23 protein-coding genes are annotated in these 23975 nt (G+C 74.5%); 15 read left to right on the forward strand and 8 right to left on the reverse strand.

All coding sequences use genetic code 11. The annotated features are described in order from the left end of the window. The first annotated feature begins 48 nt into the window (after window positions 1-48). The 3 genes from pnuC to ACIA6B_RS06655 all read left to right on the forward strand — a co-directional run bounded on the left by pnuC (window position 49) and on the right by ACIA6B_RS06655 (window position 3198). A complete protein-coding gene (gene pnuC / locus ACIA6B_RS06645) occupies window positions 49-702 on the forward strand; it encodes a nicotinamide riboside transporter PnuC (RefSeq protein WP_396771640.1) in 654 nt (217 codons plus the stop codon). A 55-nt stretch (window positions 703-757) separates the two neighbouring features. After that, a complete protein-coding gene (locus ACIA6B_RS06650; RefSeq protein WP_396771642.1) occupies window positions 758-1840 on the forward strand; it encodes an AAA family ATPase in 1083 nt (360 codons plus the stop codon). A gap of 359 nt (window positions 1841-2199) precedes the next feature. Beyond that, window positions 2200-3198, forward strand: a complete 999-nt coding sequence (locus ACIA6B_RS06655; protein WP_396771645.1) for a TerC family protein — start codon at window positions 2200-2202, stop codon at window positions 3196-3198. A 42-nt stretch (window positions 3199-3240) separates the two neighbouring features. On the opposite strand, the gene ACIA6B_RS06660 is transcribed toward ACIA6B_RS06655, so the two are convergent. Both ACIA6B_RS06660 and ACIA6B_RS06665 read right to left on the reverse strand, forming a co-directional pair. Then, a complete protein-coding gene (locus ACIA6B_RS06660; RefSeq protein WP_396771647.1) occupies window positions 3241-4158 on the reverse strand; it encodes an NlpC/P60 family protein in 918 nt (305 codons plus the stop codon). A gap of 56 nt (window positions 4159-4214) precedes the next feature. Then, entirely contained in the window at window positions 4215-5312 is a 1098-nt protein-coding gene (locus ACIA6B_RS06665) for a mandelate racemase/muconate lactonizing enzyme family protein (protein ID WP_396771649.1), read from the reverse strand. 43 nt (window positions 5313-5355) lie between these two features. Between ACIA6B_RS06665 and ACIA6B_RS06670 the strand changes: the two genes are divergently transcribed. Beyond that, complete coding sequence (locus ACIA6B_RS06670; RefSeq protein WP_396771651.1) at window positions 5356-6153, forward strand: tyrosine-protein phosphatase; 798 nt, start codon at window positions 5356-5358, stop codon at window positions 6151-6153. 4 nt (window positions 6154-6157) lie between these two features. Here ACIA6B_RS06670 and ACIA6B_RS06675 read toward each other — a convergent pair whose 3' ends face one another. Then, window positions 6158-7024, reverse strand: coding sequence for a serine hydrolase (locus ACIA6B_RS06675; protein WP_396771653.1), 867 nt, complete (start codon window positions 7022-7024; stop codon window positions 6158-6160). A gap of 70 nt (window positions 7025-7094) precedes the next feature. Here ACIA6B_RS06675 and ACIA6B_RS06680 point away from each other — a divergent pair, with 70 nt between their 5' ends. Continuing rightward, window positions 7095-7775, forward strand: coding sequence for a class I SAM-dependent methyltransferase (locus tag ACIA6B_RS06680; protein WP_396771655.1), 681 nt, complete (start codon window positions 7095-7097; stop codon window positions 7773-7775). A gap of 94 nt (window positions 7776-7869) precedes the next feature. Here the strand turns inward: ACIA6B_RS06680 and typA are convergent, their stop codons facing one another. Continuing rightward, a complete protein-coding gene (typA, locus tag ACIA6B_RS06685) occupies window positions 7870-9735 on the reverse strand; it encodes a translational GTPase TypA (protein ID WP_396771657.1) in 1866 nt (621 codons plus the stop codon). Window positions 9736-9866: 131 nt separating this feature from the next. Here typA and ACIA6B_RS06690 point away from each other — a divergent pair, with 131 nt between their 5' ends. After that, window positions 9867-11411 (forward strand): DedA family protein, encoded by a 1545-nt coding sequence (locus ACIA6B_RS06690; RefSeq protein ID WP_396771659.1) that lies wholly within the window; start codon window positions 9867-9869, stop codon window positions 11409-11411. A gap of 32 nt (window positions 11412-11443) precedes the next feature. Next, the gene (locus ACIA6B_RS06695; protein ID WP_396771661.1) at window positions 11444-12322 is read left to right on the forward strand and encodes a transglycosylase SLT domain-containing protein; all 879 of its coding nucleotides are present in this window, start codon (window positions 11444-11446) and stop codon (window positions 12320-12322) included. Window positions 12323-12373: 51 nt separating this feature from the next. Here ACIA6B_RS06695 and ACIA6B_RS06700 read toward each other — a convergent pair whose 3' ends face one another. Further along, window positions 12374-14509, reverse strand: a complete 2136-nt coding sequence (locus tag ACIA6B_RS06700; RefSeq protein ID WP_396771663.1) for an MMPL family transporter — start codon at window positions 14507-14509, stop codon at window positions 12374-12376. 128 nt (window positions 14510-14637) lie between these two features. Here ACIA6B_RS06700 and ACIA6B_RS06705 point away from each other — a divergent pair, with 128 nt between their 5' ends. The 5 genes from ACIA6B_RS06705 (at window position 14638) to ACIA6B_RS06725 (ending at window position 19845) form a co-directional block, all read left to right on the forward strand. Beyond that, window positions 14638-15156 (forward strand): MarR family winged helix-turn-helix transcriptional regulator, encoded by a 519-nt coding sequence (locus tag ACIA6B_RS06705; RefSeq protein WP_396771665.1) that lies wholly within the window; start codon window positions 14638-14640, stop codon window positions 15154-15156. 2 nt (window positions 15157-15158) lie between these two features. Then, a complete protein-coding gene (locus ACIA6B_RS06710; protein ID WP_396771667.1) occupies window positions 15159-16826 on the forward strand; it encodes a CocE/NonD family hydrolase in 1668 nt (555 codons plus the stop codon). 166 nt (window positions 16827-16992) lie between these two features. Then, entirely contained in the window at window positions 16993-17901 is a 909-nt protein-coding gene (locus ACIA6B_RS06715) for a hypothetical protein (RefSeq protein ID WP_396771669.1), read from the forward strand. Window positions 17902-17995: 94 nt separating this feature from the next. After that, on the forward strand, window positions 17996-18571 hold the full coding sequence (locus ACIA6B_RS06720; protein WP_396771670.1) for an ArsR/SmtB family transcription factor: 576 nt from the start codon (window positions 17996-17998) through the stop codon (window positions 18569-18571). Further along, entirely contained in the window at window positions 18568-19845 is a 1278-nt protein-coding gene (locus ACIA6B_RS06725; RefSeq protein WP_396771672.1) for an MFS transporter, read from the forward strand. The genes ACIA6B_RS06720 and ACIA6B_RS06725 overlap by 4 nt, the downstream gene beginning before the upstream one ends. A 50-nt stretch (window positions 19846-19895) precedes the next feature. On the opposite strand, the gene ACIA6B_RS06730 is transcribed toward ACIA6B_RS06725, so the two are convergent. After that, on the reverse strand, window positions 19896-20099 hold the full coding sequence (locus tag ACIA6B_RS06730) for a cold-shock protein (protein WP_091059998.1): 204 nt from the start codon (window positions 20097-20099) through the stop codon (window positions 19896-19898). A gap of 179 nt (window positions 20100-20278) precedes the next feature. Here ACIA6B_RS06730 and ACIA6B_RS06735 point away from each other — a divergent pair, with 179 nt between their 5' ends. Continuing rightward, on the forward strand, window positions 20279-20953 hold the full coding sequence (locus ACIA6B_RS06735) for a class I SAM-dependent methyltransferase (RefSeq protein ID WP_396771675.1): 675 nt from the start codon (window positions 20279-20281) through the stop codon (window positions 20951-20953). Between the two features lie 90 nt (window positions 20954-21043). Then, window positions 21044-21217, forward strand: coding sequence for a hypothetical protein (locus tag ACIA6B_RS06740; protein ID WP_396771677.1), 174 nt, complete (start codon window positions 21044-21046; stop codon window positions 21215-21217). 46 nt (window positions 21218-21263) lie between these two features. On the opposite strand, the gene ACIA6B_RS06745 is transcribed toward ACIA6B_RS06740, so the two are convergent. After that, window positions 21264-21917, reverse strand: a complete 654-nt coding sequence (locus ACIA6B_RS06745) for an MBL fold metallo-hydrolase (protein WP_396771679.1) — start codon at window positions 21915-21917, stop codon at window positions 21264-21266. A gap of 8 nt (window positions 21918-21925) precedes the next feature. Then, window positions 21926-22642, reverse strand: coding sequence for a maleylpyruvate isomerase family mycothiol-dependent enzyme (locus ACIA6B_RS06750; RefSeq protein WP_396771681.1), 717 nt, complete (start codon window positions 22640-22642; stop codon window positions 21926-21928). A gap of 187 nt (window positions 22643-22829) precedes the next feature. Between ACIA6B_RS06750 and rsgA the strand changes: the two genes are divergently transcribed. Next, a complete protein-coding gene (gene rsgA / locus ACIA6B_RS06755) occupies window positions 22830-23909 on the forward strand; it encodes a ribosome small subunit-dependent GTPase A (RefSeq protein WP_396771683.1) in 1080 nt (359 codons plus the stop codon). Window positions 23910-23975: the final 66 nt, after the last annotated feature.

Genomic DNA, 23975 nt, shown 5'->3' on the forward strand with positions numbered 1-23975 from the left:
GGCGCCGGCCTCCACCGGGGACGCCGGCGGCGGGGGAGGGACACCCACATGCTCGACTGGCTCACCGGCACCGCGTTCACCGTGTTCGGCGCCGGCACCACCTGGGCGGAGCTGCTCGGCTTCGGCACCGGCGTGGTCAACGTCTGGTTGGTCGCCCGCCAGCACATCGCGAACTGGGCGGTCGGCATCGCCAACGTGCTGCTGCTGATGGTGCTGTTCTGGACCGCCGGCCTGTACGCCGACGCCGGCCTGCAACTCGTCTACGTGGTGCTCGGGATCTACGGCTGGTGGCACTGGCTGTTCGGCGGGGCCCGGCGCAGCCGGCTCACGGTGGCCCGTACCGGGCGGCGGGAGTGGTGGGCGCTGGGCCTGGCCGGGCTGCTGCTCACCGCCGGGCTGTGGGCGCTGCTGGACCGGGCCACCGACTCGACCGTTCCGCTGGCCGACGCGGTCACCACCGCGTTGTCGCTGCTGGCCACCTACGGCCAGACCCGCAAGCTGGTGGAGAGCTGGTGGCTGTGGATCGCCGCCGACCTGATCTACATCCCGCTCTACGCGTACAAGGGGCTGTGGCTGACCGGCGGCCTGTACCTGATCTTCCTGGCCCTCTGCGTGGTGGGGTTGCGGTCCTGGCGGGCGGATCTGCGTCGGCGCGCGGCGGCCACGCCGGTGCCGCCCGGCCCGGCGCCGGTGACCGCGTGAGCGCGAGGAGTGAGCCGGGTCTGCGAGCCCCGCAGTCGCGAACTCTGGTTGCGTCATGAGCGCGACCGGAGCGGGTACGCGCCGGTTCCGGCACGGCCTGGTGGTCGGCAAGTTCTATCCGCCGCACGCCGGGCACCACGCGCTCGTCGAGGCCGCCGCGGCCCGCTGCGCGGCGGTGACCGTGGTGGTGGCGCCGTCCCGGCGCGAGTCGATCCCGCTGGACCTGCGGTTGGCCTGGCTGCGCGAGGTGCACGCCGGCACGCCGTGGGTGCGGTTCGTCGGCCGGCACGACGACCATCCGGTCAACTACGCCGACCCGGCGGTCTGGGACCTGCACTGCGCGGTGTTCGCCGACGCGCTGGGCGGCGAGCCGGTGGACGCCGTCTTCTCCTCCGAGGCGTACGGCGAGGAACTGGCCCGCCGGTTCGGCGCGGTCGCGGTCGACGTGGATCCGCAGCGGCGGGCGGTGCCGGTCTCCGGCACCGCGGTGCGCGCGGACCCGGCGGCGCACTGGCGGTGGCTGAGCGCGCCGGTGCGGGCGTGGCTGGTCCGCCGCGTCGTGGTGGTCGGCGCGGAGTCCACCGGCACCACGACCATGACGCGGGCGCTCGCCGAGCGTTTCCGCACCGCCTGGGTGCCCGAGTACGGCCGTGAGCTGACCGCCCGCAAACTCGCCGCGCTGCGCCGCTCCCGACCGGACGCGACAGTCTTCGACGTCACCTGGGACCGGGACGACTTCGTCGAGGTGGTACGCGAGCAGCAGGCCGCCGAGGACGCCGCGGCACGGGTCAGCGGCCCGCTGTTGTGCTGCGACACCGACGCCCGGGCCACCGCGCTCTGGGAGGAACGCTACCTGGGGTCGTCGTCGGCCGAGGTCCGGGCCGCCGCCCGCCGCCCGGCGCTCTATCTGCTCACCGACCACGAGGGGGTGCCCTTCGCCGACGACGGCCTGCGCGACGGGGAACACCTGCGGGCGTGGATGACCGGGCGGTTCCGCGAGGAGTTGGCCGGGAGCGGGGTGCCGGTGGTCGAGCTGCGCGGCACGCACGAGGAGCGGCTGGCCACGGCGGTCGCCGCGGTCGAGGATCTGCTCGCGGCCGGGTGGGCGTTCACCGACCCGCTGCTGCCCGCCCACTGAGGACCGCGTCCGCGTCGCCCGGCATTGGCGCCGCGGACGGAAAGGCTAGCCTCCTAGGACGTCCCGCGAATACGTGAGGAGCGGCACCCGATGACGCCAGATCGGCGTCCGGAGATGCGCTACCGGGCCGACATGGTGAACAATGGCGGCCGAGGAGGGGAGTATTCCCCCGTGACGGAGTCGTCAGCACGGACGAGCGCCAGCACCCCCCGGTGGCTCGACCCGGCTCCGTCGGTCGGCGTCCACCCGGGCTCCGGCGGAAGAGACCTCCGACAGTCACCACAGTCAGCGTCGACGCACCCCGGCCCACCACCCGGCGTACGGTGTGCCCGACGCTGCGTGTCTGCCGGAGGATGGATTTGAACGTGTCCGCATTGGTGTGGGCGGTAACCCTGACCGCGATGATCGCGGTCCTGCTCGCCGACCTGTTCATCATCGGCCGCCGCCCGCACGAGCCCAGCGTCCGCGAGTCCAGCCTGTGGGTCGGCTTCTACGTGGCGCTGGCGCTGCTCTTCGGCGTGGTGCTCTGGGTGACGGCCGGGCCGAGCGTGGCCGGCCAGTTCTACACCGGCTGGCTCACGGAATACAGCCTCTCGGTGGACAATCTCTTCGTCTTCGTGATCATCATGGCCCGCTTCGGGGTGCCCCGGCAGTACCAGCAGAAGGTGCTGCTCATCGGCATCCTGTTGGCGCTGGTCATGCGCGGTGGGTTCATCGCCGCCGGCGCGGCGCTGATCTCCCAGTTCTCCTGGGTGTTCTACATCTTCGGCGCGTTCCTGATCTACACGGCGGTGAACCTGGCCCGACAGGGCGAGCCGGACGAGGACGAGTTCAGCGAGAACGTGCTGATCCGGTGGAGCCGCAAGGCGCTGCCGCTGTCCCGGGACTTCGACGGGGCGAAGATGACCACCCGGGAGCACGGGCGGCGACTGTTCACCCCGATGTTGATCGTGATGATCGCGATCGGCACCACCGACCTCATCTTCGCGCTCGACTCGATCCCGGCGATCTTCGGGATCACCCAGGAGCCGTACCTGGTGTTCACCGCGAACGTCTTCGCGCTGATGGGGCTGCGGCAGCTCTACTTCCTGCTGGGCGGTCTGCTGGACCGGCTCATCTACCTCAGCTACGGGCTGGCCGTGGTGCTCGGCTTCATCGGCGTGAAGCTGGTGCTGGAGGCGTTGGCCGACAACAACCTGCCGTTCATCAACGGCGGCGAGCACGTGGCGTGGGCGCCGCACATCCCGATCTGGCTCTCGCTGACGGTCATCCTCGGCACGCTGGCCGTGGCCACCGTGGCGAGCCTGGCCAAGTCGTCGCGGGACCGGCGCCGGGAGTTGGCCGAGGCGCGGCGCTGACCGCACCGGGTGTCCGGGGCGGACGACGCCCCGGACACCGGGTCAGACGCGGTGCGCGCCGACCAGGGTGGCGACCCGGTCCGGGGGCAGTTCCTCCTCGACCACCCGCCGGGTGAGGTAGCAGGCGTGCAGCATCCGGCGCCGGCCGCCGTGCGGCTCGGCCGTGACGATCCCGACGTGGTGGATGCGCCGGCCGGGGCGGGCGAAGAAGTAGAGGTCGCCGGGACGCTCGTCGTCCAGCGCCAGCGGCGTGGTCGCCTCGGCCTGGTCGTCCGCGTCGCGGGGCAGCGTGACGCCGTACCGCCGCCAGGCCAGGTGCACCAGACCGGAGCAGTCGGTGCCGTCGGTGGACAGGCCGCCCCAGATGTAGACCAGGTCGCGCAGCCGCTCGGCGACCGCGAGCACCTCCTTGGCCTCGGGTCGCTCGGCGGGCAGCGGCACCAGGTCGCCCTCCGGGGCCCAGAGCGGCTCGACCCGCCCGGGTGCCCGGACCGGCCGCCAGCCGTCCGTCGGCCGGCCGGCGGAGGTGAGGTGGGTGCCCAGGGTCACCCCGGTGAGCGCCGGCGACCCGCCGGCCGTCCCGTGCAGGGTGGTCCGGCGGACGTCGACCACCAACGCGGACCCGGTCGGTCCGGTGTCGGCGGGCGCGGCCAGGTGGGCCGACCGCATCCAGCCCGGGTAGCCGCGCGGGTCCAGCTTGGCGGCGGGCTGCCCGAGAGCTACCACCCGGACCCAGCCGTCCGGCCCGACCCCGGTGACCAGCACCGGCTCGCCGAGCAGCAACTGGGTCAGGACGCAGTCGCCGACCCACTGGTCGCGATCCATCCCGGCGACCCAGGCGGCGACGTCGGGGTTGTCGCGCAGGGCGGGTCCGTCGATCGGGCGGACCGCGTCGGGGTCTGTCCACAGGGTCGCCACCGGGACCCGTACCACGGCCTGGTGGCCCGGTTGAGGCGCCATCCGCACCCCTCCTCCCACGCTCCTGTGGGGGACCCTATGAAAAAATCCAACCTCACTCAACCGCGGCGCTGAACTTTAGCTTCATTCACGTCGGCGATGCCGAGCCCCGGGGCGTCCGGCAGCAGCACGTCCGCGCCCTCGTACCGGAGCCCGCCGGTGACCGGCGACCAGGCCAGCCACCAGGCGGCGTCGAGATCCGACACGGCCGTGGTGCCGTGCGCGGCGGCCAGGCTGGCCGCCGCGCCCACGCCGACCGGGCCCTCCATCATCGAGCCGACGATCGTGCCCATGCCGTGCGCGGCGGCCAGGTCCAGCAGCGTGCGGGCCGGTCGCAGGCCGCCGCACTTGGCCAGCTTCACGTTGACCATGTCGGCCGCCCGGCGGCGGATCACCTCGACCAGGTCGCGCACGTCGAAGACCGACTCGTCGGCGAGGATGGGCACCGCCACCCGGTCGCTGACCCAGGCCAGCCCGTCCAGGTCACGGCGGTGCACCGGCTGCTCGACCAGCTCGACGTCGAGCCCGGCGTCCTCGATGCCGCGGATCACCCGGACCGCCTCGCGCGGCGTCCAGCCCTGGTTGGCGTCCAGCCGGATCCGCGCGTCCGGGCCGACGGCGGCGCGCACCGCGCGGACCCGGTCCAGGTCGCCCCGGGCGTCGGTGCCGACCTTGAGCTTCAGCACCGTGAACCCCTCGGCTCGGCGCCGACCGGCCGCCGCGGCCAGGTCGACCGCGTCGCCGGCGGCCAGCGTGACGTCCGTCGGGACGCGCAGCGCGGTGCCGCCGAGCAACCGCACCAGGGGTACGCCGAGCCGGCGCGCGGCCAGGTCGTGCAGCGCCACGTCGACGGCCGCCTTCGCCGACTCGTTGCCCACCACGGCCCGGCTCACCTGCCGGCAGCGGGCCTGGAGGTCGTCCGGGTCGCGCCCGGTCAGCAGCGGGGTGAGCAGCTCGCGGACGCACGCCTCCGCGCCGCCGATCGACGCGCCGGTGACCTGCCAGACCTGCGGGGCCTCGCCGAACCCGGACCGGCCGTCGCTGTCGATCACCTCGACGATCAGGGTCTCCACGGTGGTGGTGCTCCGCAGCGCGGTGACGAACGGGGTGTGTAAGGGGGCCGAGAGCCGGTGGGTGCGTACCGCCGCGATCGTCATGTGGGGCACCCTATAGGCACTGGTGGCGAGCAGGGGAGGGCCGATGACCGGGCGGGACTGGGAGCTGGTGGGCGCGCCGAACGCCCGTGACCTGGGCGGGCTGCCGACGACCGACGGGCGGCGGGTGCGTGCCGGGCGGCTCGTCCGGACCGCGGCGCTGGGCCGGCTGACCGACGACGACCTGCCGGTGCTGGGCAAGCTCGGCACGGCCTGCGTGGTGGACCTGCGCGCCGTGCAGGAGCAGGAGGTGGCGCCGCCGGACCGGCTGGTGGGCGCGCCCCGCGTGGTGCACCTGCCGGTGTACGACGCGGCCCACCCGGTGTTCACCTACGTCTCGGCCGTGTTGCAGGGGCACGACCTGGCGGCGTACGCGGAGTTGGCCCGCGAGGGCATGCCGGGGGCGATGACGGCGATCTACCGCTGGTTCGTCACCGGGGAACCGGCGCGGGCGGGGTTCGGCGCGGCGGTGCGGCTGGCCGCGGACGGCGCGAACCTGCCGTTGCTGTTCCACTGCTCCGCCGGCAAGGACCGCACCGGATGGCTGTCGGTGGTGCTGCTGACCGCGCTGGGCGTGCCGGAACCGGCGATCCGGGCCGACTACCTGCGGCACAACGAGCTGACCGAGAGCCTGCGCGAGGTGCTGCTGGCGGCGATGACGCGCCGTCGGCCTGACCTCGACCCGGCGGTGGCCCGGCCGCTGCTGGAGGTGCGCGCGGAGTACCTGGACGCCGCGTACGACGAGGTGCGCCGGGCGCACGGCTCGTTCGAGGCGTACCTGCGCGACGGGCTGGGCGTCACCGACGAGGTCCGGGCGGGGCTGCGGGAGCAGTTGCTGGAGTAGCGGCTCAGCCGGCCAGCTCGTGCCGCGCGTCCCACACCCGCGCGGAGACGTGCGCGATGAGCCGGCACGCGTCGTCCTCGACCTGCTCGCCGTCCGCGCCGCCGTCGGCCAGGTCGGTGGTCGTGCACACCACGATCGCGTACGGCGGCGCGTCGTCCGGGAAGACCACGCCGGCGCCGTGGCGGACGCCGCGTACCCAGCCGTTCTTGTGCGCGATGCGGGTGCCGTCGGGCAGCCCGGCGGCCAGGTCCTCGCGGTGTTCCTGGGCGACGAGCACGTCGAGCATGGCGGCGCAGCCGGCCGGCGAGGCGAGCGGGCCGGGCCGGCTCGCGCCCAGCGCCAGCTCGCCGAGGAGGGCGGCCAGGTCGGCGGCGGTGACCAGGTTGTCGATGCCGGCGTCGCGGGCGGCGAAGTCCTCGATGCCGCGGCCGGTGACGCTGTGCCGCGCGCCGGCCCGCGTCCAGGCCTCCGCCACGGCGGGCAGCCCGACCTGCCCGACGCACAGGTTCGTGGCCAGGTTGCTGGACCGGATGATCATCCGTTCGGCGAGCCAGCGCAGCGGCGCGGTGCCGCCGACGCGCTCCCAGACCGCCTCGTCGTTGTCGTAGTCGCGGGCGTTGGCGAAGCGGGGCGCGCCGGGCCGGGCGGAGTCGAACGCGTTGCGCACCGGCACCGGCGCGTCCAGGTCGAGCCGGCCGGCCTCGGCGGCCCGGTGCAGCGCCACCAGCACGGCCACCTTCATGGTGCTCGCCGCGTAGTGGGTGGCGTCGGCCTGTCGGGTCCAGACGGGCCGGGCGCCGGGGCGTCCCACGTACGCGGAGACGGTGCCGGGCACCCGGTCCAGGTGCGCGTCGAGCTCGTCCCAGATCATCGGCCGACCGTAGCCGATCTTCTCGACGCGCGGGACTGCGGCGCGGCCGGTACGGCGTTAACGTGCCAGGATGGCGACCGCTTTGTACGACGACATCGCGGACTGGTACGAGGAATACGCCACGGTCGGCTCCGCGACCTACATGGATCGGGTCCGGTCGGTGCTGGCGGAGTTGCTGGGCCGGGGCCCCGGGCGGTGCCTGGACCTGTGCTGCGGCACCGGCGCGCACGCCGCCGAGCTGGCCCGACTGGGCTGGACGCCGATGGGCGTGGACCTGTCGGCCGGGCAGCTCGGCCACGCCCGGGCCCGGCTGCCGGTGGCCCGCGCCGACGCGACCGCGCTGCCGCTCGCCGACGGCGTGGTGCCGGCCGCGGTCTGCCTGCTGGCGCACACCGACATGCCGGACTATCCGGCGGCGGTCGCGGAAGTGGCCCGGGTGTTGGCGCCCGGCGGCCGGCTGGTGCACGTTGGCGTGCATCCGTGCTTCTGCGGCGCGTTCGCCGACCGGTCCGACCCGGAGCGGATCGTGATCGACGGCGGCTACGCCGAGCGGGAGCGCACGTTCCGGTCGTGGAACTCGCACGGGGTGCGGGCCCGGGTGGGCGCCTGGCACCTGCCGCTGGCCGACCTGCTCACCGCCGTCACCGCCGCCGGCCTGGTGCTGGACCGGGTGGTCGAGTCCGGCTCCGGCCCGATCCCCGACGTCCTCGCCCTCGCCGCCACCAAACCCCACCCCCACCGGGTGCGCTGATTCACGGAAAGAGTGGCCATTCCCCGGGGAATGGCCACTCTTTCCGTGAAAGTGCGGGGGCGCGGGGCGCGCGGGGTGCGGGGTGTGGGGTGGGTCAGCCGGCGTGCTTGCGGCGGGCGGCCATCCGGCCCCGCTGCGTCTGGTCGAGGATCACCTTGCGGATGCGTACCGCGGTCGGGGTGACCTCGACGCACTCGTCCTCGCGGCAGAATTCGAGCGCCTGCTCCAGCGACAGCTTGCGCGGCGGGATCAGCTTCTCGGTCTCGTCGGAGGTCGACGCCCGCATGTTGGTGAGCTTCTTCTCCTTGGTGATGTTGACGTCCATGTCGTCGGAGCGGGAGTTCTCCCCGACGATCATGCCCTCGTACACCTCGGTGGTCGGCTCGACGAAGAGCTGGCCGCGCTCCTGAAGGTTGATCATCGCGAACGAGGTGACCGCGCCCGCCCGGTCGGCGACCAGCGAGCCGTTGTTGCGGGTACGCAGCTCACCGAACCACGGCTCGTACGACTCGAAGACGTGGTGCAGGATGCCGGTGCCCCGGGTGTCGGTGAGGAACTCGGTGCGGAAGCCGATCAGGCCCCGCGCCGGGACCAGCCACTCCATCCGGATCCAGCCGGTGCCGTGGTTGACCAGCTGCTCCATCCGGCCCTTGCGGGTGGCGAGGAGCTGGGTGATCGCGCCGAGGTACTCCTCCGGGGCGTCGATGGTCAGCCGCTCGACCGGCTCGCAGGTCTTGCCGTCGATCTCCCTGGTGACCACCTGCGGCTTGCCGACGGTCAGCTCGTAGGACTCGCGGCGCATCTGCTCGACCAGGATCGCCAGGGCCAGCTCACCGCGGCCCTGCACCTCCCAGGCGTCCGGCCGCTCGGTGGGCAGCACCCGCAGCGACACGTTGCCGATCAGCTCCTTGTCGAGCCGGTCCTTGACCATCCGCGCGGTGACCTTGGCGCCCTTGACCCGGCCGACCAGCGGCGAGGTGTTGGTGCCGATGGTCATCGAGATGGCCGGCTCGTCCACCGTGATCAGCGGCAGCGGGACCGGGTTCTCGGCGTCGGCGAGCGTCTCGCCGATCATGATCTCCGGGATGCCGGCGACCGCGATGATGTCGCCCGGCCCGGCGGACTCGGCGGGCTTGCGCTCCAGACCCTCGGTCATCAGCAGCTCGGAGATGCGGACCCGCTGGGTGCTGCCGTCGGTGCGGCACCAGGCCACCGTCTGGCCCTTGCTGATCGTGCCCTGGCGGACCCGGCACAGCGCGAGCCGGCCCAGGAATGGCGAGGCGTCGAGGTTGGTGACGTGCGCCTGGAGCGGCGCGCCCTCGTCGAACGCGGGGGCCGGGATGGTGTCCAGCAGGGTGCGGAACAGCGGCTCCAGGCTGGTGCTGTCGTCCGGGATCGCACCGTCGGCCGGCTGGGTCAGCGAGGCGATGCCGTCGCGGGCGCAGGCGTAGACGATCGGGAAGTCGATCTGCTCCTCGTCGGCGTCCAGGTCGAGGAAGAGCTCGTAGGTGTCGTCCACGACCTCCTTGATCCGGGCGTCCGGGCGGTCCACCTTGTTGATCACCAGGATGATCGGCAGCCGGGCGCGCAGCGCCTTGCGGAGCACGAACCGGGTCTGCGGCAGGGGGCCCTCGCTGGCGTCGACCAGCAGCACCACGCCGTCGACCATGGTCAGGCCGCGCTCGACCTCACCACCGAAGTCGGCGTGGCCGGGGGTGTCGATGATGTTGATGGTGACCGGGTCGCCGTCCGCCGGCAGGTATCGCACGCCGGTGTTCTTGGCGAGGATGGTGATGCCCTTCTCCCGCTCGAGGTCCATCGAGTCCATGACCCGCTCGGTGTCCTCGCCGCGGGCGCCGTAGGCGCCGGCCTGCCGCAACATGGCGTCGACCAGGGTCGTCTTGCCGTGGTCGACGTGGGCGATGATGGCGACGTTGCGGAGGTCGGTGCGAAGCTGCATACCCTCCATACTCCTGTCTGCGGTTGCCGGGGCACGCCTCGGGGTCACCCCGAGATGGCCCGGATCTGTGTCGAAAGTGCTGGGCCGACCGTTCCAGCCACTGGCATGCTGGCTCCCGTGCGGGGTGCCGAATGCCTGATCTGCTGAACTGGCTGCAGGAGCTGCCGCCCCTGCTGATCTACCTGGTCGCCGCGATGATCGTCGCGGGCGAGACCGCGGTGATCGTCGGACTGCTGGTGCCGGGCGAGGCGACCCTGCTGCTGGTCGGCTTCCTAGCGTACGCGGGGACGCTACGGCTCGCCCCCGCGCTGGCGGTGATGGTGGCCGCCGCCGTGATGGGAGACACACTCGCCTACCGGGCCGGGCGGCGTCACGGGCCGCGGCTACGTGCCTCCGGGCTCGGCGCCCGGATCGGGCCGCACCGGTGGCGACGTGCCGAGGAGTTGCTGGACCGGCTGGGCGGGCGCGGCATGATGGCCGCGCGCTGGGTCGCGTTCGCCCGCACGCTGGCGCCCCGGCTGGCCGGCGGCGGCGGGATGCCGTACCGGCGGTTCGCGCCGTGGAACCTGGCCGGGGTGGTGAGCTGGGTCGGCGCGTCCGTGCTGGCCGGTTACCTGGCCGGCGAGTCGTACCGGCGGGTGTCGGACCTGCTCGGCCGCGCCACCGGCGCGGTGCTGGTGCTGCTGCTGTGCCTGCTCGGCGTGGTGCTGGCCGGCCGTTGGCTCGGGCGCAACCCGGACCCGGCCCGGGCGTTGGCGGCCCGCGCCGCCGCGCTGCCACCGCTGCGCTGGCTCCGGACCCGGTACGGGGTGGTGTTCCTCCTGCTCGGCATGCGCGTCGGTCCGGTCGGCGCGTGGTTGGTCAACCTGGCGTTCGGGCTGGCGCTGCTGTTCGCCGCCGGGCTGGCGGTGGCGACCCTGCTGGCGGCGGTGGTCCGGCACAGCGGGCTCGGGGTGCTCGACGGGCTGGTCGGCGACTGGTTCGCCGCCCGGCGTACCCCCGGGGTGGCGGACGCGGCGCTGGCCGTGGTGTCGGTGCTGCGCGGCTGGGTGCTGATCACCGCGGTGGCCCTGGTGGCCGCGGTGGTGGCCCGGCGACACCGGCCCTGGCGGGCGGACCTGCTCGGGGTGGTCGGCACGGTCGGTGCGGCGGTGCCCCTGGTGTTGCTGGTGGGGGTGGTCGACCTGACCGGTCCGGGCGTCCCGGACCGGGTCCGTGACCTGTTCCCCGGCCAGAACGCGGTGGTGACGGCGAGTTTCGGCACGCTGGCCTGGCTGCTGTCGCGCGGCGCGCGCTGGCCGGTCGGGGTGGCGGTCTGGACGGTCGCCTCGGCCGGGGTGGTGGCGGTCACCGGCGCGCGGCTCTACCTGGGCTGGAGCACGCCCAGCAGCACCGCCTCGTCGGTGCTGCTGGGCGTCGCCTGGACCGCCGTGTTCGTGATCGCCTGGTCGACCCGGAACCGGGCGGCGAGCGGGGCCGGCCGGCCCGACCCGGCGGGCGTCGACCCGTCCGGCCCGGCGGTGGGCGTCGACCGGTCCGGCCTGCCGGTGGGCGTCGACCCGTCTGGCCCGGCGGACGCCGGCCCGGACGGCCCGGACGCGGGGGAGGGACCGCCGCGGCCCCGGGCGCACCGGCCGGCGTCGCGGGGGCCCCGGACCCCCGTCGATCCCTGCTAGGGTGCGCCGGACGGGGGACACGGGGAGGATCGATGCGGCGAGGAGTCGGCCGGTGGGCCGCGGCTGCGGTGGCGGCACTGCTGGCGGCGGGCACGGTGACCGGGTGCGGTGGCGAGGAACGGCCGGTCCGCGGGGTGGCGGCGGAGCTGCCCACGGCGGCTCCGGTCGAGGAGCCGGCGGAGGCGCCGGCCGACGCGCCGAGCGAGGCGCCGCCGGCGGTCGAGGCGATCGGCGGCAAGCCCAGCCCCAGCCCCAGCGCGAAGGCGGGCGGGAAGCCACGACCGAAGCCGTCCCGCACGTCGACGGCGCCCTTGGCCCGGCCGAAGCCGCCGACCGAGACGCGGGTGCCGCCGCCCCCGCCGAAGCCGGCGCCCAGCGGTTGCAAGCCCACCCACCGGGGCACCAGGGCGACGCAGAGCCAGGTCAAGGCGGCGCTGGCCGACGCGGCGGCCCGCACCTACTGGCCCACCTCCGCGCCCGACATCCGCGTCCCGTCGGCGCTGATGAAGGCGACCGCCTGGCAGGAGAGCGGCTGGCAGTCGACGATCGTGGCCTGCGACGGCGGCGTCGGGCTGATGCAGGTCATGCCGGCCACCGCGGAGTGGATGAACCAGCGGTTCGAGCAGTCGTACGACATCGACGACTACCGGGACAACGCCTACCTGGGCGGCACCTACCTGGCCTGGTTGACCAAGTACATCGGCGACATGTATTTCGAGTCGGACTACCGGCTGGACGCCTCACTGTGCACCGCCGAGCTGAACTCCTGCCTGCTCAACGCCGTGATCTCGGCGTACAACTACGGGCACGGCGCGGTGGCCCGGGAGGGGCAGCCGCTGGCGATCCCCAACCCGCAGTACGTCCACAACGTCCGCGAGCTGATGACCAGCTGCGAGTGCCTCGGCTTCTGAGCGGCCCGCGGTGGCCGGGCGTCGGCGTGCCGCCGACGCCCGGCCACCGGGTCAGTCCCGCGCGGTGACCGGCTCGGCCGGTGCGGGGGTCGCCTCGGTGGGCGCGTCGGGGTCGCGGGTGATCCGCCCGGGCCACCAGAACCGGTCGCCGAGCAGGAACGCCAGCGCCGGCACCAGCACGGTCCGGACGAGCAGCGTGTCCAGCAGCACACCGACGCAGACGATGATCCCGATCTGGGTGAGCGTGATCAGCGGGAGCACGCCGAGCACCGCGAAGACCGCGGCCAGCAGCACGCCGGCGCTGGTGATGACGCCGCCGGTGACCCGCAGCGCGGACAGCATGCCGTCCCGGGTGCCGGCCCGGCGGGCGTCCTCCCGGGCGCGGGTGACCAGGAAGATGTTGTAGTCCACGCCGAGTGCGACCAGGAACACGAACGCCAGCAGCAGCACGCCGCTGTCCAGCGCCGGGAAGCCCAGCACGTGGTCGAAGAGCAGCCAGGCGGCGCCGAGGCTGGCGAAGAACGACGCGATCACGGTCAGCACCAGCAGCAGCGGGGCCAGCAGGCCACGCAGCAGCAGCACCAGCACGGCGCCGACCAGCAGCAGGATGATCGGCAGGATCAGCCGCAGGTCCCGGGTGTTGGCCTGGTCGGAGTCGTAGGTGGCGGCGACCGTGCCGCCGACCAGCGCGCCGTCCGGGGCGTCCGCCCCGGCGACGGTGGGGGGCGCGGAGTCGGGCACGGCGGCGACCGCGTCGCGCAGCGCCGTCACGGCCCGGTCGGAGGCGGCGGTGCCGGGCTCGGCGGTGAGCACCACGTCGACCTGGGCGACCCGGTCCCCGGCGAGGCCGGGCCGGGCCGGGGCGACACCGTCGACCGCGCCGGCGGCGGCGAGCACCGCGGGTGCCGCCTGCGGGTTGGTGAGCACCGCGACCGGCTGCGTGCTGCCGGCCGGGAAGGCGCGGGCGAGCGTCTCCGCGCCGGCGACCGCCTCGGGCCGCTCCCGGAACTGCTCGGTCTCGGACAGGCCGGTCCGGATGCCCAGCCCGCCGAGCGCGAGGCCGGCGAGCAGCAGCGTGGCCAGCACCGCGACCGGCAGGGGCCGGCGGACGACCAGCTCGCCGAGGCGACCCCAGAGCCGGCCCTCCCGGGCCGCGCTGCCGACGCGCGGAACGAACGGCCAGAACAGGCCCCGGCCGAACAGCACCAGCGCGGCGGGGAGCACGAACAGGGCGGAGAGCATGGCGAACACCACACCGATGGCGCACGCCACCGCGAGCGCCCGGTTGGTCTCCTGCTCGGACAGCAGCAGCGTGAGCACGCCGAGGACGACGGTGCCGCCGCTGGCCAGGATCGGCTCGGCGGTGCGGCGCAGCGCGGCCCGCATGGCGGTGAACCGGTTCTCCTCGCGGCGCAGCTCCTCGCGGTAGCGCGCGATGAGCAGCAGGGCGTAGTCGGTCGCGGCGCCGAAGACCAGCACGCTGGCGATGCCGGTGACCTGGCCGCTGGGCAGGTAGATCCCCAGCGCGGGCACGACGGTCTCGACGGTGCGCAGGGTGAGCTGCTCGGTGGCGGCCACCACGAGCAGCGGCACGAGCCACAGGAACGGACTGCGGTAGGTGATCAGCAGCAGCAGCGCCACGACGGCGGCGGTGACCAGCAGCAGCGTGGTGTCGGCGCCCTGGAAGACCTTGCTCAGGTCGGCGGTGAAGGCGGGACCGCCGGTGACCTCGACGGTCAGGTCGTCGGGCAGGTCGGCCACCGCGTCGCGCACCTTGCCCACCTCGTCGACCACGGCCTGCTGGTCGCCCGCGGTGGACAGCGGCACGGCGACCAGCGCCACGGTGCCGTCGGGGGAGAGCTGGGCGGGGGCGACCCGGCCGCCGACGGCGAGCGGGCCGAGCTTGCCGGCCGCGGCGTCCAGCGCGGACCGGTCGGACGCGCTGAGCGGCGCCCGGTCGGCGCGGCTGACCACGACCAGCGCGGGCTGGGTGTCCCGCGACGGCAACTGGTCCTGGAGGCGTTCGACCTGGGTGGACTGCCACTCGACGGACAGGCCGGTGGCGGAGACCGGTTCGGGGTTGTCCGGCCGGGGTAACCCGAAGACCACCGCGCCGACGACGAGTGCGGCGGCCACGGTGAGCCAGGCGGCCAGCCGGCCCCGGGCGACACGGGTGAACAGTGACATCGGATGCCCTCTTGATCCTGCGGGGTGATTCTCGCCAGCCGAGTATCTTGATGAGCGAGATTATCCGGCGAGGCTCTATGCTGCAAGCCGGACCGAGGGGATGGCGGCGAGCGGTGACGGGGCACGGCATGTACCGGCGACGGGACGACCCACGGGGACGCATGGTCGCGGAGATCACCAACGACCTGCGTCGTTACTCGGTGGACGCGCAGCACGTCGGGCACGCGTTCGCCGGGCTGCACGGGCTGAACCCCACCGACCTCCAGGCGCTGATCGCGGTGATGGAGGCCGAGCTGGTGGGCGAGCCGATCACCCCCGGCCGGCTCGGCGAGGTGCTCAACCTCTCGTCCGGCTCGGTGACCGCGCTCGTGGACCGGCTGGAGCGCGCGGGTCACATCCGGCGCGACCGGGACACCGCCGACCGCCGCAAGATCCTGCTGCACTACGCCGACCGCGGCGCGACGCTGGCGCAGAGCTTCTTCGGCCCGCTGGGCCGGCGTACCGACCAGGTGATGGACCGGTTCACCGACGAGGAGCTGGCCGTGGTGCACCGGTTCATGGGCGAGATGGTGCACAGCATGCGGGCGCACCGGGACGAGGTGCGCGCCGCCCGCGGCACCGCCACCGAACCGTCCGGCGACCGCTGACCGTGCGGCTCGTCACCCGGCTCGCCGCGGTCGCGCTGCGGCTGCCCGCCGCCCGCGCCGGCCGGGTCACCGTCACCCGGGACGTCCCGGTGCGGGTCCGTGACGGGGTCACCCTGCGCACCGACCACTACGCGCCGGACCTGCCGGGCGCGGCCTGCGTGCTGATCCGTACCCCGTACGGGCGGGGCGGCCCGATGCGGCTGCTCGGTCGCCTGGTCGCCGAACGCGGTCATCACGTGGTGATCCAGTCCTGCCGTGGCACGTACGGCTCCGGCGGCGACTTCGACCCCCTGGTGCACGAGCGCGACGACGGCCTGGACACGCTCGACTGGCTGCGCCGCCAGCCCTGGTGGACCGGCGTGCTCGGCATGTTCGGCGCCAGCTACCAGGGCTTCGTGCAGTGGGCGGTGGCCGCCGAGGCCGGGGACGAGCTGCGCGCGATGGTCGCCGTGGTGACCGCCTCGGCCACCCGCGACTCGACGTACGCGGGCGAGTCGTTCGCGCTGGACACGGTGCTCACCTGGGCGGAGCTGCTCCAGGCGCAGACCGTGCCCTGGCTGGCCCGGCGGTGGGAGCTCAAGCGCGGCCAGCCCCGGCTCGTCCGGGCGCTGGCCCACCTGCCGCTGGTCGAGGCGGACCGGGTGGCCACCGGCGTGACCGTGCCGTTCTTCCAGGAGTGGCTGCGCCACCACACGCCGGGCGCGGACTACTGGCGGGCCCGGGTCTTCGGCGACCGGATCAGCGAGGTGCGGGCGCCGGTCGCCATGGTCAGCGGCTGGCAGGACATCTTCCTCCCGGCCCAGCTCGACGACTACGCCCGGCTGCGCGCCGCCGGCGCCCGGCCGAGGCTGACCGTCGGCCCGTGGACCCACGGCACTCCCGGTCTGCTGGTCGCGGCGCTGCGCGAGGGGCTGGACTGGTTCGACGAGCACCTGGCCGGTCGACCGGCGTCCCCCGGCGCGGAGGCGGGGCGCGCGCCGGTGCGGGTGCACGTGGGCGGCGTCGGGGGCGGGTGGCGTGACCTGCCCGACTGGCCGCCGCCCGGCACGCCGACGCGCTGGCACCTGCGTCCCGGCGGTGGCCTGTCGCCCGCCCCGCCGGTGGGCGGCCCGCCGGACCGGATCCGGTACGACCCGGCCGACCCGACCCCGTCGCTGGGTGGCCCGCTGCTGGTGGCCCAGCGGGCGGGCGCGGTGGACAACCGGCCGGTGGAGTCCCGCCCGGACGTGCTGACCTACACCGGTGAGCCGCTCGACGACCCGGTCGAGGTGATCGGGCCGGTGCACGCCGAGATCCACCTGCGCAGCGAGCTGTCCTACCTGGACGTGTTCGTGCGGCTGTGCGACGTGGACCGGCGCGGCCGGTCCTGGAACGTCTGCGACGGCCTGGTCCGCGTCGAACCGGGCCGGTTCCCGGCCGGCGCGTCGGGCGTGGTGCGGGTGCCGGTCACGCTCTGGCCGACCGCGTACCGGTTCGCGCCGGGGCACCGGCTGCGCCTCCAGGTCTCCGGCGGCGCCCACCCGCGCTGGGCGCGTAATCCCGGCACCGGGGAACCACTCGGCACCGCTGTCACGCTGCGTGCGGGATGGCGCGAGGTGGTGCACGATCCCGAGCATCCCTCGGTGTTGCTGCTGCCTGTCGTACCGCCCGCGTCCACACCGGGCAGATAATCGCAAATATCGCCCCTGAGCTGGGATTTTCCCGCAAGTGGGGATACGCTTCGAGCAAGTGCCCGTTGCTGTGCAGCCATCCGGCAGGGGCGCGTCCGCAGATCTCAAGCCATCACATGTAGTGATGGTCGCTCCCTTGCCGACATCGCTCGAAAGGGGATCCGCCATGACGTCGGCTCCGGCGAACCTGCTCGCCGTCCGCAGCCTGTTACTCACCTACCTCAACGTCGACAAGAACGTCGTCCGGGATCAGGATCTCGAGCCGGCGGAGGTCGGCATCGTCGGTGATCCCAGCCACCGGGGCGGCTACCACTGCGGCTCGGACCGGGTGGTGACCAACGACTACTCGGTGGTCGAGTCCATCCGGGACAGTTCCGGGCTGACGCTGTACGCGTCCGCGCTGGACGTCGGCACGTTCTCGGTCCGCTCCGGCGGCGCCACCCACACGTTGCGCACGTTCTCCACCTGGCTGGTGGCGCAGTGCGCGGCGAACGCGGCCGACACCCGGGACATCCGGGAGGTCATCTACTCCGCGGACGGCCGCACGGTGCGGCGCTGGGACCGGCTGGGTCGGCGCACCAGCGGGGACAGCAGCCACCTGTACCACACCCACATCAGCTTCTTCCGCGACTCGACCAGGGCGGGCCGGGACCAGACCCCGCTGTTCCGCCGCTACCTCACCGCCATCGGGCTGATCGCCCCAGCGACACCGGAGGACGACATGGAACAGACCGACAAGCTCATCGGGAACACCGGCTCGGCCAACCGTACGGTCGGCGACGTGCTGGCCGACCTGCAGAACCTGCGCAACTGGCTGATCTCGCCGGTCAACACGGTCGGGTTGGTCAACCCGCCGCTGGCGAACTCCCCGCTCCAGCAGATGCTGGCGATGCTGCGGACCTGGCCGGCGCTCGTGGCGCAGGTGAACGAGTTGTCCGGCAGGGACTTCACCGACGAGCAGCAGATCGTCACCGGCGTGCTCGCCGGGCTGCCGCCGGAGAAGATCGCCGAGGCCATCCCGCCGCAGATCGCCCGGGACGTCGCCGACGAGCTGTCCCGGCGGCTGACCGCCTGACCCCGTCCGCGCCGCGACGAGTGCCGCGTCGCGGCGCCGGGGATTCGGCAACAGTTATTGCGCAATAGCTCTTGCGAATGTCAGACTCGGTCGCATGGACCAACCCACCGTGCGCCAGGTCACCGACTCGCGGGTGCTCGCCGCGCTCGCCCATCCGCTGCGCCGCCGCCTCATGGACGTGCTCAAGGTGTACGGCCCGTGCACCGTCGGCCTGCTTGCCGAGCGCACCGACCAGGCCCCGGCGAACGTCAGCCACCACCTGAAGGTGCTGGCCGCCGCCGACCTGCTGGTCGAGGCGCCCGAGCTGGCCCGCGACCGGCGGGAACGCTGGTGGAAGCTGCGGAGCAGGGGCGTGCGGTGGTCCGAGTCCGACTTCGACGACGACCCGTCCACCCGGGTGGTGGCCGACGCGGCCGGCTCGCTCAACCTGGAGCGGCACACCGCCCTGGTGCGGGCCTGGCACGCCGCCGCCGACGAGACGCACGCCGCCTGGGGCGACGCGCCGTTCAGCACCGACCACTGGCTGCGCCTGACCCCGGACGAGCTGGCCGAGCTGAGCCGCGAGGTGATCGCGCTGTTCAGCCGTTGGGCCGACCGTCCGGTCCCCGACGACGGGCAGCGCCGCGAGCCGGTCTTCGTGTTCACCCACGGCGTCCCGGCCCGGCCGTGACCGCCCCGGCCGGCGTCTGCGCGCCGCCCGTGGTCGAGCCGCCCGGCGGCCTGTTCCGGCACCGCGACTTCCGGCTGCTCTGGACCGGCCACACCATCAGCGCGGTGGGCAGCAACATGACCGCCGTGGCGCTGCCGCTGGTCGCCGTGGCGGTGCTCGATGCCAGCACGTTCCAGGTGGCGGTGCTGACCGCCGCCGCCTGGCTGCCCTGGCTGCTGGCCGGCCTGCCGGTCGGAGCGTGGGTCGACCGGGTCCGTCGTCGGCCCGTGATGATCGCCGCCGACCTGGTCGCCGCCGCGTTGTTCGCCGGCGTCCCGGTCGCCGCGCTGCTCGACCTGCTCACCGTCGGGCACCTGCTGGTCGTGGCGCTCGGCGCCGGCTTGGCCCGGGTCTTCTTCGAGACCGCCGACCAGGTCTACCTGCCCACCCTGCTGCCACCCGAGCAGGTGCCCCCGGCCAACGCCCGGCTGCACGCCACCCAGACCGCGAGCTACCTGCTCGGCCCCGGGCTGGCCGGGCTGATCGCCCAGCTCGCCGGCGCGGTGACCGCGGTGGCCCTGGACGCGGTGAGCTTCCTGGCGTCCGCGCTGTGCCTGCACCGCATCCGCGCGGTCGAGCCACACCCGCGCCGGGCCACCGGGGCGGCGTCCCTGCGCCGGGACGCGGCCGACGGGCTGCGCTTCGTCGCCCGGGACCCGTATCTGCGGGTGCTGACCGTCTTCGGCGCGGCGAGCAACATCGGGCTCACCGGCTACCAGGCGGTGCTTGTCGTCTTCCTGGTCCGCTCGGCCGGGCTGCCGGCCGGCCTGGTCGGCCTCCTGATCGGCCTGGCCAGCGTCGGCGGGGTCGTCGGCGCGGCGCTGGCCGCCCGGCTGGCCCGGCGGCTCGGCACCGCCCGCGCGCTGCTGTTCGCCGGCGGGCTCACCGGTCCGCCCGCGCTGCTGATCCCACTCGCCGGCCCCGGCGCGCGGGTGGCCTGGCTGGTGCTCGGCGGCGCGCTGGTGAGCCTGGGCGTGGCGGTCGGCAACGTGGTCAAGGGTAGCTTCCGGCAGACGTACACGCCGCACCGGCTGCTCGGCCGCGTCACCGTGAGCATGCACCTGCTCAACTACGGCACCATCCCGCTCGCCGCGCTGCTGGCCGGCGTGCTGGGCGCCGCCTGGGGGCCGGCAGGCGCGATCCGGCTGATGACCGCCTGGCTGGCGCTCACCCCGTTGATCCTGCTGATCGGGCCGCTACGCCGGCGACGTGAGCTGCCGGCGGCTCCCGCCTGACGACGCGCTGCGGCGGCGGTCGGAGCCCGACCGCCGCCACCGGCACTACGTCACATCGGACGGACGTTGTCCGCCTGCGGGCCCTTCTGGCCCTGCGTCACCTCGAACTCGACCTTCTGGCCCTCGTTCAGCTCGCGGTAGCCGCCGCTCTGGATGGCCGAGTAGTGGACGAACACGTCCGGGCCTCCGCCGTCCTGCTCGATGAAGCCGAAGCCCTTTTCCGAGTTGAACCACTTGACCGTGCCGGTTGCCATGCGTCTCTCCCTGTTCAATGCGGGTGAGCACCGACCCGCGGTCGGTGATCGCCCCTGTACCTCCTCGACAGTAACCGCCCGAACCCGGATCCGCTGGCGGAAGTGCCGGCGTGGCTCACGAATACCTGCGAACCGGAAACCCTCCCCGACCCGACCCGGGGCACGGCATGCTTGCCCGGATGAGCACAACAACGGCGCTGGCCGACCTGGAACGGGAGATCACGGCGCCCGGTGCGGGCCCCGACCGCCTGCGTCTGGTGGCCGCGCCGTTCGTGCCCGAGGTGCGGCTGCACCTGGCCGAGGACGCCATCCTGTGGTGGGCGCGGATGGAGGCCGCCGCCGGGCGGTCGCTCCCGCCGCCGTACTGGGCGTCGGTCTGGGCCGGTGGGCAGGCGCTGGCCCGGCACCTGCTCGACCACCCCGAACTCGCCGCCGGGCGGCGCGTGCTCGACCTGGGCGCCGGGTCCGGGCTGATCGCCATCGCCGCCGCGCTCGCCGGCGCCGACCGGGTGGTCGCCAACGACGTCGACCCGTACGCGGTGGCGGCCGTCACCGTCAACGCGCGGGCGAACCGGGTCCGGGTGGCCGTCGACAGTGACGACCTGCTCGACGGGGTGGCCGGTGTGGACCTGCTGGTCGCCGGCGACGCCCTCTACGACGCCGAGTTGGCCGCGCGGGTGCTGCCCTACCTGCGACGGTGCGCGGACCGGGGCGTCGAGGTGCTGGTCGGCGACCCGGACCGGGGCCACCTGCCGCCGGCCGGGCTGGAACTGGTGGCCAGCTACCCGGTGCCCACCACCGAGCCCTCGGTCGACTCCCCGGTACGCCGGGTCCAGGTGCTGCGCCCCCGGTGACCCTCGGGGATCATCCGGAGGGGATCTCCGGGGCGGCTGGGGGATCACGCCCGATGTGCCGGGTGGTCGGCCGGGCATAGCGTGCTCGGCATGACGGCCCCGCGCACCCGGTCCGGGCGCCTGCCCACCACCGCGCTGGCGGGCCTGCTGGTCGTGGCGCTGCGCGCGGACGCCGTACCCCTGCTCGGGCTGCTGGTGCCCGACGACGCCGCGACCCTGGCGGCGGTCGGGCGCGGGCCGGCCGGCGGCGCGGCGACCGGCTGACCGGGTCGGGTCCGGCCGCCACGGGGGAGGCCGGACCCGGCGCGGGTCACCAGCCGCGGGCCCGCCACTGCGGCACGGCGGGCCGCTCGGCGCCGAGCGTGCTGTCCTTGCCGTGACCCGGGTAGAACCAGGTCTCGTCCGGCAGCCGGTCGAAGAGCTTCGCCTCGACGTCGTCGATGAGCCGGCCGAACCGCTCCGGGTCCTGGTCGGTGTTGCCGACACCACCGGGGAAAAGTGAGTCCCCGGTGAAGAGGTGCGGGGTGCCGGACGGGTCGCGGTGCAGCAGCGCGATCGACCCCGGCGTGTGCCCGCGCAGGTGGATCACCTCCAGCTCGCAGTCGCCGACCCGGACCGTGTCGCCCTCGTGCAGCGGCTCGGCGGCGATCGGCAGGCCCTCGGCGTCGTCGGCGTGCACCAGCGCGCGGGCGCCGGTCTTCGCGACCACCTCCTCCAGCGCGACCCAGTGGTCCATGTGCCGGTGGGTGGTCACCACCGTCGCCAGCCCGCCGTCGCCGACCAGCTCCAGCAGCCGGGGCGCCTCGTTGGCGGCGTCGATCAGCGCCTGCTCACCGGTGGCGCGGCAGCGCAGCAGGTAGGCGTTGTTGTCCATCGGGCCCACCGACAGCTTGGTCACGGTGAGCCGGTCGAGTTCGCGCACGGCCGGCGGGCCGCCGGGCGTGACGTCTCCGGTGTAGGTCATGACGGGGTTCAGATCCATTCCGGTGGGTTCGGCAGGGGGCCGTCGGGATCGACGGTGAGCAGCTCGCCCGTGCCCCGGCCGGTCAGCCAGGCGGCGAGTTCCGGCGCGGGGCCGGTGATCGTGGGCGCGCCCTCGGGGTCGCCCACGACGAGGTCGCGCGCCGGGCCGTCGGGCCGCAGCAGCATGGCCGGCGCGGCCGGGTCGTCGGCCAGCCCGGTGGCCACCTCGTGCAGCAGCCGCTGGGCGAACGCCTCCGGCCAGTCCGCCGGCCGGTAGCCGGCAGCCAGGTCGACGTGGTGCACCTCGATCTCGCGCAGCCGGGCCCAGACCAGCAGCGCCGCCGGCCACGGGCCGCGCCGGGTCTGCACCGTGGCGCCCCACGCCCCGGGCGGCATCTCCGCCACCGCCACGTCGAAGCGCTGGCCGCTGCGACGCAGGTCGTCCAGGAGGTCGGCCGGGCCACGCCCGGCGCCCGCCTCGATGTCGGCGTTCCGCGCCTCGACCGAGGCGTACATCGGGATGTCCGCGCCGGTGCGCGCGGCGGTGAGCAGGTTGACGAACCCGTCGGCGTTGCGGGCCAGGTGGGTGAGCACGTGCGCGCGGGTCCAGCCCGGCAGCAGCGACGGCGCCGCGACGTCCGCGGCGGCCAGGGCGGTCACGGTACGCAGCAGCCGCTCGTTCGCCTCGGCCAGCTCGCCGGTCAGCAGCAGGGGATCAGTCGTCATCGGGTTCGACAGTAGCGGGCCGGCCCGCGCCGCGCCGCCGGGGAAATCGCTTTCGGCGCGTCGCCGCGCGTCCTACCGTCGGGGCCGACGGCTGCACGCCGTGACGCCGGGAGTCGGAGGGAGGTGGTGCGCATGCCGGTCCCCGCGCGTGTGTCCGCCCTGATCCCTCGACCTCGATGAGGACGCCATGACCCTTGACCTGACCGCCCTCGGCTGGGATGCCGACTGGGCGACCCACCTCGATCGACGCGCCGACCACCGACCCGGGCGGGTGGCCCGGGTGGACCGCGGCGTGTGCACCGTGCTGCGCCCGGAGGGGCCGGTACGGGCGAGCCTCGGCGGCGGCGTGCTCGCCGCCGCGGCCCGCGACCTGACCGCGTTGCCCTGCGCCGGCGACTGGGTGCTGCTGGCCACCTGGCCGGACGGCCCGGTCACCGTGGAGGCGGTGCTGCCCCGGCGCACCGCGCTGGTGCGGCGAACCGCCGGCAAGGACGCCAGCGGCCAGGTGCTGGCCGCCAACCTCGACACCGCCGCGGTGATCGAGCCGGTGCACCCGGCGCCGGACGCCGCCCGGATCGAACGCCTGCTCTCCCTCGTCCACGAGTCCGGCGCCGAGCCGCTGGTGGTGCTCACCAAGGCCGACCTGGCCGCCGACCCGGCCGCGGTGGCCCGGCAGCTCGCCGAGCTGGCCCCGGGGGTGCCGGTGCTGCCGGTCAGCGCCGAGCGCGGCACCGGCCTGGCGCCGCTGCGCCGGCACGTCGCGCCGGGGCGCACGCTGGGCCTGCTCGGCCCGTCCGGGGCGGGCAAGTCGAGCCTGGTCAACGCGTTGGCCGGGGCGGCCGTGATGCCCACCCAGGCGATCCGCCGGGTCGACGGCAAGGGCCGGCACACCACCACCTGGCGGGCACTGGTGCCGGTCCCGGGCGGGGGCGCGGTGCTGGACACTCCCGGCGTCCGGGCGGTCGGCCTGCTGGACGGCGTCACCGGCCTGGACCGGGCGTTCGCCGACATCGCCGAGCTGGCCACCGGCTGCCGGTACGCCGACTGCGCGCACGACGCCGAGCCGGCCTGCGCGGTGCGGGACGCGCTGGACAGCGGCGCGCTGCCGGCCCGCCGCTGGGAGAGCTGGCGCCGGTTGCAGCGGGAGCTGGCGTACGAGAGCGGTCGCCGCGCGGCCCGGGTGGCCGCCGAGCGGCGGGGCGGCTGGCGCGGCGGGCGGCGACGCACCGGGCGTCCGGTGACGCCGCCCACTCCCGGCGCACTCTGAACTGGGGGAATGTCCGCGCACCGGAAGTTGTCACACCTCGGGGCTAGAGTTGCCGGGGCGCTTTCC

Origin of the sequence: Micromonospora sp. NPDC051141 (assembly GCF_044455765.1) — a bacterium.
In the GTDB taxonomy this organism is placed as follows: domain Bacteria; phylum Actinomycetota; class Actinomycetes; order Mycobacteriales; family Micromonosporaceae; genus Micromonospora.